Annotated in this window: 10 protein-coding genes and 1 pseudogene; all 11 read left to right on the forward strand. The window is 60.6% G+C overall.

Annotated features, from left to right (window positions below; translation table 11 throughout):
* Nucleotides 1–430 precede the first annotated feature (430 nt).
* Nucleotides 431–1180, forward strand: coding sequence for an SDR family NAD(P)-dependent oxidoreductase (locus JF539_RS17690; protein ID WP_207142015.1), 750 nt, complete (start codon nucleotides 431–433; stop codon nucleotides 1178–1180).
* Nucleotides 1181–1248: 68 nt separating this feature from the next.
* Nucleotides 1249–1812 carry a TetR/AcrR family transcriptional regulator gene (locus JF539_RS17695; protein ID WP_208997795.1) on the forward strand — a complete coding sequence of 188 codons (564 nt, stop codon included), beginning with the start codon at nucleotides 1249–1251 and terminating at the stop codon, nucleotides 1810–1812.
* Between the two features lie 10 nt (nucleotides 1813–1822).
* Nucleotides 1823–2710, forward strand: coding sequence for an SDR family oxidoreductase (locus JF539_RS17700; RefSeq protein ID WP_207142017.1), 888 nt, complete (start codon nucleotides 1823–1825; stop codon nucleotides 2708–2710).
* A 456-nt stretch (nucleotides 2711–3166) separates the two neighbouring features.
* The gene (locus tag JF539_RS17705; RefSeq protein WP_207142018.1) at nucleotides 3167–4231 is read left to right on the forward strand and encodes an SMP-30/gluconolactonase/LRE family protein; all 1065 of its coding nucleotides are present in this window, start codon (nucleotides 3167–3169) and stop codon (nucleotides 4229–4231) included.
* Between the two features lie 332 nt (nucleotides 4232–4563).
* Nucleotides 4564–5520: an ArdC family protein gene (locus JF539_RS17710; protein ID WP_207142019.1), complete on the forward strand. Its 957-nt coding sequence runs from the start codon at nucleotides 4564–4566 to the stop codon at nucleotides 5518–5520.
* Nucleotides 5517–5921: a DUF2958 domain-containing protein gene (locus JF539_RS17715; RefSeq protein ID WP_207142020.1), complete on the forward strand. Its 405-nt coding sequence runs from the start codon at nucleotides 5517–5519 to the stop codon at nucleotides 5919–5921. The genes JF539_RS17710 and JF539_RS17715 overlap by 4 nt, the downstream gene beginning before the upstream one ends.
* 120 nt (nucleotides 5922–6041) lie before the next feature.
* Entirely contained in the window at nucleotides 6042–6530 is a 489-nt protein-coding gene (locus JF539_RS17720) for a JAB domain-containing protein (protein ID WP_207142021.1), read from the forward strand.
* Between the two features lie 177 nt (nucleotides 6531–6707).
* Nucleotides 6708–8861 (forward strand): ParB/RepB/Spo0J family partition protein, encoded by a 2154-nt coding sequence (locus JF539_RS17725; RefSeq protein WP_207142022.1) that lies wholly within the window; start codon nucleotides 6708–6710, stop codon nucleotides 8859–8861.
* A 453-nt stretch (nucleotides 8862–9314) separates the two neighbouring features.
* The gene (locus JF539_RS17730) at nucleotides 9315–9479 is read left to right on the forward strand and encodes a hypothetical protein (protein ID WP_207142023.1); all 165 of its coding nucleotides are present in this window, start codon (nucleotides 9315–9317) and stop codon (nucleotides 9477–9479) included.
* A 278-nt stretch (nucleotides 9480–9757) separates the two neighbouring features.
* Nucleotides 9758–14110, forward strand: a complete 4353-nt coding sequence (locus JF539_RS17735; RefSeq protein ID WP_207142024.1) for a strawberry notch-like NTP hydrolase domain-containing protein — start codon at nucleotides 9758–9760, stop codon at nucleotides 14108–14110.
* Nucleotides 14110–14310 (forward strand): annotated as a pseudogene (locus JF539_RS27735) (DNA primase); the annotation flags it as partial. The gene JF539_RS17735 and the pseudogene JF539_RS27735, both read left to right, overlap by 1 nt.
* Nucleotides 14311–14426: the final 116 nt, after the last annotated feature.

Genomic DNA, 14426 nt, shown 5'->3' on the forward strand with positions numbered 1-14426 from the left:
AGATATCGCTGAAAATTCGGTCAGGTGTGACAGAGAACCAATAACTTTTCTGCATCGTTCACGGGGGTAAACTAAAGGGCGAGTTTCATAACGTCTGCGTCACCTCTACCGACCTCTCTGAAACGTATCGTGGGTGTCGAAACCTCTCCGCTCTCCAGTCAGGCCACCTGAAGTCCAGAGACCAGGTTCGTGTCACTTACCGTTGGAATGGCCCACGAATTTCTCCAGAACGCGAGGCAGCGGGCAACGGTGTTCGGGTTACATTTCACTGGTTCCAGCACTTTTAAGTCAAAGCATCACCTGCTTATCAAGCCAATGTGAAGTTTGCAGATCTGTTAATTAATAGACCGGTCGTCTATTTTTAAAATCGAATGCCGCGATGTGATCAGCAGACTGCGGGAAATTCAGACTGAGGAAAGTGAAATCGCACATGGGACAACTTGAAGGAAAGGTGGCGCTGATAACGGGCGGGAATAGCGGCATGGGGCTTGCCATGGCGCGGGAATTTGCCCGGCAAGGAGCGCGCGTTGTGATCTTCGGCCGCGACCTGGAGACGCTTCGACGAGCTGAAGAGACGATCGCCGGTGAATGTCTGTCGGTGGCAGGAGATGTACGTTCACTCGACACCTTGGCCCGCCTCGCCGAGGACGTGCAGGAACGCTTCGGGTCCATTGACATTCTCGTAGCCAATGCCGGCGGAGCGACGATCGAACCGTTTCATGAGGTTACCGAGGAAACGTTCGACTACCAAAGCGACGTGAATTTCAAAGGTGTGTTTTTCACGATCCAGTACCTGTTGCCGAAGATGAACGACGGCGGTGCCATCATCATCGTTTCCTCCAGCGCCAACATCCGGGCAGTGCCGGGGATGAGCGTTTATGGAGCCGCGAAATCCGCCGTTCGCTCTCTCGCGCGTACGTTAACTCTGGAACTGGCGGATAGAAAGATCCGGGTCAACGTTCTGACACCTGGACCGGTCGCCACCGCTGCCTACGAACGCACTGGGCTCTCGGAGGAAGAGATTGCCGCCTTTCAAAGCCGTCAAAGCGAGCAAATTCCTCTCGCTCGGATTGGAGATCCTCAGGAAATGGCACAGGCGGCGCTGTTTCTCGCCTCTTCCGCCTCCTCATTCGTCGCGGGTGCCGAACTCGTTGCGGACGGCGGCATGACGCAGGTTTGAAATGGCATTCTCAAGACCTGCAAGGGGGAATTGATTCAATGGCACGGACACGAAACGAAGACACATACTTGGCAGCACGAGACAAGCTGCTGGACGTTGCGCAAAACCTTTTTCGGGAAAGAAGTTATGGTGCAGTCGGTCTCAAGGACATTCTAGAAGAAAGTTCAGTGCCCAAGGGATCATTCTACCACTATTTCGACAGCAAAGAGAGTTTCGGGATTGCCGTCGCCCAGCATTATCACGAAAGAGAACTCGAAAAGGCACGCGCGTTCTTAACCGATCCCTCGCTTGCGCCCGTGGATCGCCTACGCGCGTTTTTTGAGGGGGCACGCGCGGAAATGAAGCAGCGCGAGTTCGCGCATGGTTGTCTCATGTGCAACCTGACAACCGAACTCGCCGACGAACGCCCCGAGTTTCAAGAAGAATTGGCCAGTCATTGGCGTGCAATGGTCGAGACAGTCGCGGATTGTCTGCGCGATTCTGACCTTGATCAGATCGGTCTTGCGCATCTCACGCCAGAGCAGGCAGCCGACTGGTTGATGAATTCGTGGAGCGGTGCGCTGACCCGGATGAAGGCAAGCCGTTCCGACGAACCCCTGGCGCTATTCATGCGCACCATCTTCAAATCTTGAAGGAAAAAACATGTCAACATCCAAAACAATTCTGATTACAGGTGCGAGCCGAGGTATCGGCCTATTGACTGCGAGAGAATTGGCTCGCCGTGGCCACCGGGTCTTCGCGGGTCTGCGCGACACGGCTGGCCGCAGTAAAGACGTCGCAAACGAGCTTGTTCAATTTTCTACAGCCCTCGATCACCAAATCGTACCTGTCGAACTCGATGTGACCGACGATGCCACGGTCGTTTCCGCTGTTGCGCGGATCGAACAGGAAGCGCCGCTTGACGTCTTGGTCAACAATGCGGGTATCATGCCTGTCGGTCTGACTGAGGGGTTCACTTTGGATCAGGCAAAAGAACTCTTTGACGTCAATTTCTATGGCATCATTCGCATGAACCGCGCGATCCTTCCGGCAATGCGGTCGCGCAAGTCAGGATTGGTAATAAACCTCAGTTCTGCAGCTGGTCGCTTCGGGATGCCATTCTTCGGGTTGTATTGCGCATCGAAATGGGCCGTGGAGGCTTATGCCGAAGCACTTCATTATGAACTCGAATCCTTTAGCGTTGAATCGATTTTGGTCGAGCCAAGCGGGCACGGCACCGATCTTGTGGTTACCGCGCCATCACCATCTGACGAAATTTGCGTTAGCCAATATGGTGACCTTTCCAACGGACGTGACCGCCTTCTTGGTATGTTCAAGGGGATGTTTGATCAGGAGGATAGCAGTACCGATGCGGGCAACATTGCGACACGGATTGCCGAACTCATTGAAATGTCGGCCCCGCGCCCGGTCCGCACACAGGTGGGGCACGATATGGGTGTGACCGCTGTCAACGAAGCAGTTGCGCCTATTCAAGCTGCGTTGGTTAACAGCCTAAAGCCCGTATACATGGGAGAAACGGTCAATGCCTGATCCTGGAAGCTATCCGCTTTTGCTGCTTCTGAAACCTTGGTGAAGAGATGGTCTCGCAATTGTTTGTTCAAGCAACAAGCACAACAGGCTCGGTTTTAGATGGATCAAATGCAATGTAAGGAATTACCACTGCGGAAGCGATGTGATCCAGCACGTGATTGACGCTCCCGTGCCAAGAGAGCAGGCTTCGGGCTTAGAGTTCGGTGCTTACGTGGGCTACGCCAAGAAAGTCACTGACAGGGAGGAATGCCGACGAACTCCTATTGGCGTCCGTGTGCAATGAACCTTCTAGTTTTTTCCTATGAAGCTCCTGACTGAGATACGTGATCGCCAGTCAGTCTCGCGGTTCGGCAGGCTCCACTCTGCCGGACCGCCCCCTTTGGATCTCAGCGAATGACTATTCCAACCGTCCCAAATCTTTGTAATCAGGCAGCTTGGCAAGTTTGGAGGTATCTTATGAAGTCACCAACCAATCGAGAGCGAACGGAAATTTGCGCGATGGAGCGAAATACCGGCAGTCAACTGAATATCTGCTGCTTGATAGCCTTTTTCATTTTTCTTGCAGTGTCTTCATCTCCTACATCCGCCCAAGTTGAAATGCTCAAACCGATCGAACTGCCTTCCTGGTTCCAGTATCCAAATGGGATTGCTCAAACGCCTGATGGAGCACTTCTCATTGGTTCGGTCGTCAGTGGACAAATCCTCAAAATCGATAGTGACGGCAAAAAGCGCTTTGCTATAGATGACCCATCGGTCTTCGCAGGTACTACTTTGAAATACGACCGTGGATCAGGTCGGCTGTGGGGCGCTTCGCCAGATTTTCTCGGAGTAGAGCAGCCAGACGGAAGCAACAAGCGGCGCGCGCATCGCATTTTCGCACGCGACATCGAAACAGGCGCAGTCGATATTGTGATGCTCGTGCCTGACGGAGGCTTTGCCAATGATATCGCAGTGGGTGAAAACGGCTCGCTCTTCATTACAGACACAAGCATTCCGCGCATCCTGACGCTACCACCTGATGCAAACCGGTTGTCTGTTCTCATTGCCGATAACCAACTTGCATCGAATGGCAGCGGCATCAACGGCATCGGTGCGGCCGGGATTGCCGTGGCCGGGGACGGCCACACTCTTCTTGTGGGAGTACTGGGTTCTGGGACCATCTTTGCAGTTGAAAGCACTGAAGCGGGTCATTCGCGTTTACGCCGTCTCGAACTCCAACGCCCCATTGAAAACCCTGATGGCTTTGTTGTCGCCAGTAACGGAGATCTCCTGTTGGTCGAAAGCGGTATTGTAAGCGGAAATGGCAAGCTGACTCGTATCGTCGATCCTCTGTCTAGAGGTCCCCGTCCAGTTGAAACACTGGCCGAAAATCTTGATGTTCCAGTCAACCTGATGATCGATATGGCCGACCCGTCGCTTATATACGTAACCGAATCGGGCCTTGGTCACCGCTTTACAGAGAGCCGACGTTCCGATGCCCCGCCGGAGAGATTTTATGTGAGACGCTATAGGATAAAGTAGGGCGGACAGCACTAATTTCTCTTGGTTGCCTTCCATTTTTTTACATTAGGCGATCGAGCGAAAATTTTGGCGTAGTATAAATTATAGGGGCACGAAATAATAATGTGTGCAGGAATTTTTCTGCTCTGATCCTCGAAAACTGGTTCGTTTTTGACTGAGGGTATTCGGTTGGGGGAGGGCCTTCCCCCTGACCGGCACTGCGTTGCCGGCGCACCCCCTTCTGCGGGGAGACCCCGCAACGCCCCCCTTGAGAGTGAGAGTGCGGACGGGGTTTGCCGTGACGGGTTGGAAGCAGGAGAAGAGGTCTCCGGTGCCCGTCGCGGAGAACCGCGATGTCTAGAAGTGACCGCGCCCCACGTGCAGGTTCGACCAGAGCGAACCTTTTCGACGAAATAACCAACAAGATCATAGCCGAGCTGGAAGAGGGGCGCGTGCCCTGGGTGCAGCCCTGGGGCACGTCCGCTGCGAAAGCCCCGCTCGGCCTGCCGAAGAATGCCGGCACGGGTCGAAGCTATAGCGGTATCAACATCCTGCTTCTCTGGGGCGCCGTAGTGCAGCATGGCTTCCCCGGTCAGGGCTGGCTCACATTCCGGCAGACCCTTTCCCTTGGCGGCAATGTCCGCAAGGGCGAACGCGGTACGACCGTCGTCTATGCCGACCGCTTCGTTCCCGAGGACGAGAAGCAGCGCGCCCGCGAGACCGGAGAGGAGGCGCAGGCCATCCCGTTCCTCAGACGGTTCACTGTGTTCAACACGGCGCAGTGCGAGGGGCTGCCCGAGGATATCGCCGTTACCATCCCGCCGCCGCCACCCGGCCTGATCGAGCCGAAGGTCGAGGCGCTCATCAAGGCGACCGGCATAGATTTCCGCATCGGCGGTGACAAGGCGTTCTACGATCCGGCCCACGACTTTGTGGTCGTGCCGCCGCCACAGGCCTACTTCGAGCCGATCAACTGGCACAGAACCGCCCTGCACGAAATCGGTCACGCCAGCGGCCATCATAGCCGGTTGGGCCGTGATCTCTCCGGCTCATTCGGCTCAAAGAAATACGCCTTCGAGGAACTGATCGCCGAACAGATTTCGGCTTTCTGCTGCGCCTCGCTTGGCATCGTCCCGACCGTGCGCCATGCAGATTACATTGGCTCCTGGCTTGAGGTCATGCGTGAGGATTCCCGCGCCATTGTCCGAGCTGCCTCGCAGGCCAGCAAGGCGGCGGACTGGATCCTGTCCTTCCTTCCGGATGAGACTGGTTCCGCCGACGCCGGCACTGGCGACAGGAGGGCGGCATGAACCTCCTGATACCTGAACTGCGCGAACGCCTGCTTGCCAACGGCCGTGAGCGCGACTTCGACCACGTGCCGGTCGTCAAATTCTTCAATCCTTTCGGCCAGGGCGTCTGGCTCGCGACAGAACTCGATCCTGACGGCGATATTCTGTTCGGCCTTGCCGATCTTGGATATCCGGAACTTGGCAGCTTTTCGCTCGAAGAACTCGCGTCCATTCGTCTCCCGTTCGGTATGGGCATCGAGCGAGACATCCTGTTTCAAACGGATGTCTCGCTTTCGGCATGGGCGGAAGCGGCCCGGCAAGCCGGCAGTATCCGCGCGGCCGAGTGCATACTTTATGCCCGGTGTCGAAGCGATGATGCGTACAAAACCAATTCCGTCGATACGGAAAATCGGAAAGCCTGAATTCCGGCTGCCCTGCTTTACGGGTCTGCGTCGCTCTCTTAGAGGAAGAGGGCGGCGCGGTTTCTCGTGACGGGTGAAAAGCACTGGCAAAGGGCCTGCTGCCCGTCGGGAGACCAGAACATGACCCTGCACCAGAAGACCTTCGCCCTGGAAACGCAGTCCGCACCGCTCTCGGCTGAGGAGCAGGTCGTCATTTATGAAGCGCGTCAGATTTTGCTGCGCCACCTCAATCAGAACCCGGTCCTGTCGTCCTGGCAGGCAGTGCTTGACTATTGTGCCCTCACCATCCGCGGAGAGGTCGAGCGGTTTCATGTGCTTTATCTCGACAAGAAGAACCGGCTTATATCGGATGAATGCCTTGCGACCGGGACCGTCGATCATGTTCCCGTCTATCCAAGGGAAGTCCTGAAGCGCGGTCTCGAACTCAACGCGACCGCGCTGATCCTCGTGCATAATCATCCGTCCGGCGATCCCGAGCCATCGCGCGCCGACATCACCATGACGAAGGAAATCAACAAGGGCTGCAAAGTTCTGGGACTAACGCTGCACGACCATATCATCGTCGGCATTGGCCGGGAGCTCAGTCTGCGCGCCCTCGGCGAAATCTGATGGATTGTCGAATGGGCTGGCGGACCCGGCTGCAATCGTCCGTCATTCCCAAAGCAGTGGCTTCTAATCGTAGGGGGCCAGACCGCGCTCTACGAGAGTGAGAGGTGGGGTGCGGTTTTCATGACGGGTTGAATGTTGAGAGAGAGGCTCTCGGCGCTCGTCACGGAGACTACCTTGATGGCCAGTGTCAACCAGAAGCTCACCCTGTCGCCCTCGCGCGACATTCCCTTCAACAAGCTCGTCCTCAGCCAGTCGAATGTCCGGCGTATCAAGGCCGGCATCTCGGTCGAGGAACTGGCCGAGGACATAGCCCGCCGCGGCACACTCCTCCAGAGCCTCAATGTCCGCCCCGTGCTCGATGCCGAGGGCAACGATACCGGCATGTTCGAGGTGCCGGCCGGCGGCCGCCGCTATCAGGCCCTGGCAATCCTGGTGAAGCAGAAGCGTCTCGCCAAGACCGCGCCGGTGCCCTGCGTCGTTCGTGACCCGTCGACAAACATCCTCGCCGAGGACGACAGTCTGGCCGAAAACACCCAGCGTGTTCCGCTTCATCCCCTCGACCAGTTCCGCGCATTCTTTGATATGCGTGACAAGGGCATGACCGAGGAGGAAATCGCGGCTGCCTTCTTCACCACGGTTCAGGTCGTCAGGCAGCGGCTTCGCCTTGCCACTGTGTCTCCCGTGCTGCTCGACGTCTATGCCGAGGATGGAATGACGCTGGAGATGCTGATGGCCTTCACCGTCAACCCCGACCATGCTCGACAGGAACAGGTCTGGGAGAGCATCCGCAATTCTTGGCAGAAGGAGCCGTGGCAGATCCGGCGCCTACTGACCGAAACCACGGTGCCTTCTTCCGACAAGCGCGCCCGTTTCATCGGCCTTGAAGCCTATGAGGCGGCGGGTGGAGCCGTCCTGCGTGACCTCTTCTCTCAAGATAATGACGGGTGGCTGCAGGATGTCACGCTTCTCGACCGTCTGGTTGACGAGAAGCTGAAACGTATGGCTGACGAGATTGCCGGCGACGGTTGGCGGTGGATCGATGCTTCGGTCGAGCTCCCCTATGGTCACGCCAACGGCCTGCGCAAGCTGGTCGGCACGATGCAGGACCTCACCGAGGAGGAACGGGCGGCTCGCGAGGCACTCCGCAACGAGTATGACGATGTCGAATCGCAATACGCGGAGGTCAGCGATCTGCCCGAAGAGGTCGATCGGCGTCTCGCGGAGATCGAGGCCGCGCTTGAGGCCTTCGAGAACCGTCCCGTCATCTTCGATCCGGACGAGGTTGCCCGCGCCGGCGTCTTCCTCAGCATTGACCGCGACGGTGAACTTGTCGTCGATCGTGGCCATGTCCGTCCCGAGGATGAGCCGGAAGCCGCCGTCGAGGGCAACGGCTCCGAGACCGGTGGTGCCGTAAGCATCGGCCACGTTGATGCCGATCCTTCGGTGCGGAGCGCTGTCATCACCATCGGCAGCCAGCCGCCGGATACGGATGACGACGAGGTCGACGTCATCAATCCGCTGCCGGAACGCCTGGTTACCGAGCTGACGGCCGAACGGACGCTTGCGCTGCGCGACAAGCTGGCGAACAATCCGTCTGTCGCGTTCCTGGCCGTGCTGCACAAGTTCTGCCGGGACGTCTTCTCCCGCTACATGACCTATAGCCCGGCCATGGAAGTCTCGGTGCGCAACACCGGCTTCTCCCTGCAAGCGCCCGGCCTGGAGGACACACCGGCCGCGCAAGCCATCGAGGAGCGCCACAAGGCCTGGGAGGCGCGCATGCCTGACGACGAGGCCGCCCTCTGGGATTGGCTTGTTTCCCTCGAAGGTACCGAGCAGGCAGAACTTTTCGCGCATTGCGCGGCTTTCGGCGTCAACGCTCTCTACGAAAAGGCTGACCGCTACGGCGGCGGCACTGTCACCGTGCACGGCATCCATCAGCGTCTCGCCGAGGCGGATCGTCTCGCGCGCGCTGTGGATCTCGACATGGTGGAAGCGGGCTGGACGCCGACGGTTGACAACTATCTCGGCCGCGTCACCAAGCCCCGCATCCTCGAAGCCGTGCGCGAGGGTGCGGGCGAGCGCGCCGCGGAACTGATCGACCACCTCAAGAAGGGCGATATGGCCAGGGAGGCCGAACGGCTGCTGGCCGACACAGGCTGGTTGCCCGAGCCGCTGCGCATGACAGACGCTGGCGAAGCCTCGCCGGCCGACACGGAAAGTGAGGAGGGCGGAGTAGATGAGTCTCTTCCGGCGTTTCTCACCGATGCTGACGGCGACGATGAGAACGCGGAAGCTGACGAGGATGACGCCGCCCTCGTAGCTGCCGAGTAACGCGATCCCGCCCCGGAGCCGCAAGGCTTCGGGGTTTTTTCATGGTGGCGCAGGCCGGACAGCAATCACCGGACCGATAAGAGAACCCAGCCCTACCAAGACCATTGTGCTCCGTTGGTGTTACGCTGGGTTGCCTGATCCATGCCTTTGCTCCTGCCCATCACTGCATTCCCTGTCGATTGGCTGGCAGGGAACAGAGGTCACTGGCAAACGCATTCCCGGCTTTCCGGCTTCTGACAGATACGGAAACCATCCCCCGCTTCCATTCGCTGACCTTGGTCTAAGCGAGGCTTTGGCATTCAACCCGCATGGGGTCGGCTTACGCGAAGCGTGCCGCCGCGCGGTACCGGGACGAGCCCGAACGCGCGCGGTGATTGCCGTCCTCGATCAGACACATCGGGCGCCTGTCGCGCGGGGGATGGTCCCCCGCCTCCCAAGACAGGAGCCGGAACTATGACCCTTCATGACGCCACCGCATACGCCGCCAGCCTCGCCGCCACGCTGATGGTTTCCATCGTCGTAATCCAGGCCGGTGACGGGTCCTTCGGTGCTGTGACCGCCGACGAAATCGACGGCGACGAAGTGGCCGTGATGTTCGAGATCGATCCTTTCTCTTGAGGCGATCTCTCCATGGCCGGCCGGGGCCCTTAAGCCCCGGTTCCCCGTTTTACCTGCCGCACTGCGCCGCGGCCTGGCCAAGGGCGTTCGAGCAGCCAGGGTACGCTTCGAGCTTCCCGAAACCGATCGTTGATCCGTCTGCAATCTAGTCGCGCCCTCCGGCGTGGCGCGATTTTCGTTGCTCAGAGAGGGAGAGGGCCGCCGGGACAGGGTGTGCCCGGGTGGTCGAGAGAGCGCTGGCCGGGCTTTCCCGTTGCTGCTCTTAAGGAATTCCCCACATGACCATGACCGCACCCGTGGCCGTCCCGGCCACGCCGATTGCTCCTGCGCCTACCATCCTGGCGGCCGCCCATGATCTGCTTGAGCACCTTGAACAAGGCCAGCGCGTGGACGCTGCCATGCTGCGCGCCGCGATGGAAACCGCCTTCGGCGCGTCCGATGCGTCCGGCGCCTGGGACTGGAAGAGCGCCTGTGACGCCTGTGAGGTGGCGACGGTACTCTTCCTGCGCAAATACGGAAAGGCGGTTTTCCGTAAGGCCGCAACGCCGGCTGCACGGCTTTCCGTACTGCAGAAGATCGCGGCGCTGCTGCCGACGCAGACGCGCCGCTCCGAGGAAAGCCAGGCGCTCCAGCAGTTCAGCACGCCCATTCCCCTGGGCCTTGCCGCGCTGACGGCGGCTCATGTTTCCGAAAACGATCATGTGCTGGAACCGTCGGCCGGCACCGGCCTGATGGCGGTATTAGCCGAGATCGCCGGCGGATCGTTGATCCTCAACGAGCTTGCGGAAGCCCGCGCCGAACTGCTTGCCTTCCTCTTTCCGGCCCTGGACGTCACGCGGTTCGATGGCGCGCAGATCGACGACCATCTCGACCCGGCGCTGGTGCCTTCCGTCGTCATCATGAACCCGCCCTTCACGGCGCTGGCGAACGTGTCCGGCCGTGTCGCCGATGCCGGTATCCGGCACATTGCCTCGGCGCTGTGCCGCCTCGCGCCGGGCGGGCGGCTGGTGACGATCACCGGCGCGAATGTCGGTCCGGAACTGCCTGGCTGGCGCGAGGCCTTTGCACGCCTGCAGGAGCGCAGCACCGTCGTTTTCTCCGCCACGATCGCCGGGTCGGCATACGCGAAACACGGAACGACGTTCCCAACCCGGCTCACAGTCATCGGCAAGGTGCCCGCAAAGGATCCGGCCCTGTTCCCGGCCTCGCCAGGCATGGCACCGGACGTCGCCACACTGCTCGGCTGGATCGAGAGCCAGGTTCCACCGCGGCTTCCGGTTTCGCTTCCCGAGGGTCCTCAATCACCGGCCCCCGCTGCTGTTCTAACGGTACGAGGCACTCTGGCGCGCCCGGCAAAATCCCGACCAGCGGGGCGTGCTATCTCCGACGCCAAGGGCGTTGAGTTATCCTACGAGACCGTCGACTGGACGCCTCCCGAAGGCGCCGGGCTCACTGACGCGATCTACGAGGCTTACGGATTGCAGTCGATCCGTATTCCCGGGTCTCAGGCTCATCCCACAAAACTGGTGCAATCAGCGGCAATGGCGTCCGTCGCGCCACCCAAACCGAGTTACCGGCCGATGCTGCCTGCGAATGTCGTCACCGACGGGTTGCTGTCAGACGCGCAGCTCGAGACGGTGATCTATGCGGGCGGAGCCCATTCCGGCCATCTCGCCGGCAGTTGGACACTCGACGAGACCTTCGATCTCGTCCAGGCAGCGCCCGAAGGGACTGGCGGCGCTGTCCGCTTCCGCCGCGGCTTCATGCTCGGCGACGGCACCGGTGCCGGCAAGGGGCGCCAGTCGGCGGCGATCATCCTCGACAACTGGCTGCGCGGCCGCCGCAAGGCCATCTGGATCTCCAAATCCGACAAGCTGATTGAGGACGCGCAGCGCGACTGGGCAGCGCTCGGCATGGAGCGGCTGCTGGTCACGCCGCTGTCGCGCTTTCCTCAAGGCAAGCCGATCACGCTGTCGGAAGGCATCCTTTTTACCACCTACGCCACGCTGCGCTCCGACGACCGGGGCGACAAGGTTTCCAGGGTAAAGCAGATCGTCGAATGGTTGCAGTCCGGTCACGGCGAAGAGGCCGGGGAGGACTTCGATGGGGTGATCATTTTCGACGAAAGCCATGCCATGCAGAATGCCGGTGGCGGCAAGGGCGAGCGCGGCGATGTCGCACCATCGCAGCAGGGCCGCGCTGGACTTCGCCTGCAGCATGCGCTGCCCGATGCTCGCGTCGTCTATGTCTCGGCAACCGGCGCCACCAGTGTGCACAATCTCGCCTATGCGCAGCGGCTCGGCCTCTGGGGCGGCGAGGATTTTCCGTTTGCCACAAGGGCCGAGTTCGTCGAGGCGATCGAGGAGGGCGGCGTCGCGGCAATGGAGGTGCTGGCCCGCGATCTGAGGTCGCTCGGGCTCTACACCGCGCGTTCGCTCTCCTATGACGGCGTCGAATACGAGTTGGTGGAGCACCAGCTGACGGCGGAGCAACGCCGTATCTACGACGCCTATGCCGGGGCCTTCGCTGTCATTCACAACCATCTCGACGCGGCGATGGAAGCTGCAAACATCACCGGCAGCTCAGAGGGAGGTGGAGCCACGCTCAACCGGCAGGCCAAATCCGCTGCCCGCTCTGCCTTCGAGAGCGCCAAGCAGCGCTTCTTTGGTCATCTGCTGACCTCGATGAAGACGCCGACACTGATCCGCTCGATCGAGCGCGATCTGGAGGCGGGCCATGCCGCCGTCATCCAGATTGTCTCAACCGGCGAGGCGCTGATGGAGCGCCGGCTGGCCGATATTCCCACCGAGGAGTGGAATGACGTCCGGGTGGACATTACCCCGCGCGAATACGTCCTCGACTATCTCGCCCATTCCTTCCCGGTGCAGCTCTATGAGCCCTTCACCGACAGCGAGGGCAATCTTTCCTCGCGCCCGGTTACCCGGGACGGTCAACCGGTGGAATGCCGCGAGGCGGTTGCCCGGCGGGACGAGCTGATCGAGCGGCTCGCCGCGCTGCCGCCGGTTCCCGGGGCGCTCGATCAGATCGTCCAGCGCTTCGGCACTGACACGGTTGTCGAGGTGACGGGCCGTTCGCGGCGCATCGTGCGAAAAGGCGACCGTCTTGCAGTCGAAAGCCGCGCCGTCTCTGCTAACCTCGCTGAGACGTCCGCCTTCATGGACGACCTCAAACGCATTCTCGTCTTCTCGGACGCTGGCGGCACCGGGCGCAGCTATCATGCGGATCTCTCGGCAAGGAACCAGCGGCTCCGGGTCCATTACCTGCTCGAGCCCGGCTGGAAGGCCGATGCCGCAATCCAGGGGCTCGGGCGGACCAACCGCACCAATCAGGCGCAGCCGCCGCTCTTCCGGCCCGTTTCCACGGATGTGAAGGCGGAAAAGCGGTTCTTGTCGACCATCGCGCGCCGGCTTGACACGCTCGGCGCCATCACCCGCGGCCAGCGCCAGACCGGTGGGCAGGGGCTCTTTCGCCCCGAGGACAATCTCGAAAGTTTTTATGCCCGCGACGCCCTACGCCAGCTCTATCTTCTGGTGGTGCGCGGCAAGGTCGAAGGCTGTTCGCTCGAACGGTTCGAGACCGCCACTGGTCTGAAGCTGACAGATGCGAACGGTATCAGGGACGATCTTCCGCCGATCACCACTTTCCTCAACCGCCTGTTGGCGCTGACCATCGAGCTTCAAGGCATCCTCTTTGCCGCCTTCGAGCGACTGCTGGACGCCAGGATCGAAGGGGCGATCGCCAGCGGCACTTATGATCTCGGACTAGAGACACTGACGGTCGAGAGCTTTGTGGTCACCGATCGCAGGACAATCCATACCCATGCGGCGACCGGTGCGGAGACCCGGCTTCTCACCGTTGCCGAGAAGCGCCGCAACCGGCCGATGCCGCTCGACGAAGCGTTTGCCCGTCTGGGCGCTGAACCCGGCGCCAGGTTGCTCGTCAACGGCAAGTCCGGGCGGGTGGCCGTTCAGGTGCCGGCGCCGTCCATGATGCTCGACGATGGTGAGATCGAGCGACGTGTCCGGCTGACCCGGCCGATGGAACACAGTCACCTCTCGCTCAAGGCACTGACCGGCAGCTATTGGCATGAGGTGGATCGCGAGGTTTTTGCCGCGGCCTGGAGCCAAGAACTGTCGGAAGTACCAGACTATACGGAGACCACGCTGCACATGGTCAGCGGTCTGCTCTTGCCGGTTTGGAAGCGTCTGCCGAACGAGTCCACCCGTGTCTATCGGCTGCAGACCGACGAGGGTGAGCGCATCATCGGCCGCCGTGTCTCGCCCGCCTGGGCGGCCAATGCAGCCGCGACCGGGTCGGTGACGCTGGCTCCCGCGCAAGCTCATGCCGCGCTGGTCGACGGTCAGACAATCCTGGATCTGGCCGAAGGGTTGCAGCTCCGGCGTAGCCGCGTCATGGGCGCGAACCGGATCGAGCTTTCCGGTTTCACGGAAGGCATGCGGGAGCGGCTCAAGGCCTTCGGGCTCTTCTCGGAGATCATTTCCTGGAAGTTGCGCTTCTTCGTGCCCGTCGATGAGCGCGGGGTGGAGGTGCTCGGCAGACTGATCGAGACCTGGCCGATCGAGCGTGTCTCGGATCGCGGGGCGGCCTGATGTCTTGGGCTGACGCCTCTGAGCTTGCGGCGCGTCTTGCAAGAGAGGCCGAGGCGGTTTGCCGCCATTACCTGCCGTCCGGCCGAAGATCCGGCAGCTACTGGCTGGTGGGGGATGTACACGGTTCGCCGGGCCGGTCGATGTTTGTCCGGCTCAAGGGTCCGGAGCGTGGCAAGGGTGCCGCCGGAAAGTGGACGGAACATGTTGCGTTGCGGTTTATGTTGCGGCTGGGGGCTGCTTCCCTGTTCTGGGGGATTAACCGAGAACCTGCGCAACATAATATCAGATGGCGGGGGATCGGGTGATGCCTTGCGAT

Origin of the sequence: Roseibium aggregatum (genome assembly GCF_017309185.1) — a bacterium.
Taxonomy (GTDB): Bacteria; Pseudomonadota; Alphaproteobacteria; order Rhizobiales; family Stappiaceae; genus Roseibium; species Roseibium aggregatum_B.